At 65.0% G+C, this 775-nt stretch carries 1 pseudogene; it reads right to left on the bottom strand.

Annotated features, from left to right (window positions below):
- Positions 1–39: 39 nt before the first annotated feature.
- Positions 40–724: pseudogene (locus MAA8898_RS25580) on the bottom strand (transposase).
- Between the last annotated feature and the right edge of the window lie 51 nt (positions 725–775).

Raw genomic sequence — 775 nt, 5'->3', positions numbered from 1 at the left:
AGGCGGCCTGAGGCGTGAGTGCCCCTTTCCCGTTCAGGCTCAGGCCACGCGGACGACCTCGGCGGTGCCGAGCGCGTTGAAGCGGTTGACAAGGGCGACCCGGATGTGGATTTCGGCAGTTTGGCGATCGTGATCCCGCGCGGCGATGCGCTCACTGAAGGCCTTCAGGCATCGCATCTTGGCCTCCACGCGGCTGCGGGCGTGGTATCCGGTCCACCGCTTCCAGAATGCCCGGCCGTAGTGACGCGTGGCGCGCAAGGTTTCGTTGCGCGCCTTGGCAGCCGGGCACCCGGCAGGGCATTTCGAAGAAATGTCCCGAGAGGGCACCAGCAGATGCAGCGGCCCGTCGGCACGGCGATAGGGGATCTGCATCTTGAGGGTCTTCTGTCGGCGGCACTGCGTCGAGTAGTCCGGAACAGGCCAGTCCAGCCCGGCCAGCCGACGGAGGCGCACGACCATCCCGGCTGTCTGCCTGAGCGGCAGCCTGAACAGAACCTTGATCGATAGGCAGAACTGGATCGCGGAATTCGAAAAGACCGGCGGGCGTCCCGGGCGTCCCTCATGCGGCGCGTGCCAGGTCATCTCCTTGTCCAGCCAACCTCTCGGGCCATTGCTGCGCAATGCCCTGACGGTAGTGGATCAGCAGCGACCCGCGCTTCCTGAGCGCATTGTTGCAGGTGGACCAGTGCGTCGTGCGGTAGCGGGCGGGCTTGGGCTTGCTCATGCTGCTCGTCTAAACGCACGGATTCCCAATGTGAATCCTTTACACGCTGAG

It is taken from the genome of Antarctobacter aquimaris (assembly GCF_900184945.1).
In the GTDB taxonomy this organism is placed as follows: domain Bacteria; phylum Pseudomonadota; class Alphaproteobacteria; order Rhodobacterales; family Rhodobacteraceae; genus Maliponia; species Maliponia aquimaris.
The sequence above is the reverse complement of the archived record's forward strand: the minus strand, read 5'-3'. Positions and strand labels throughout refer to the sequence as shown.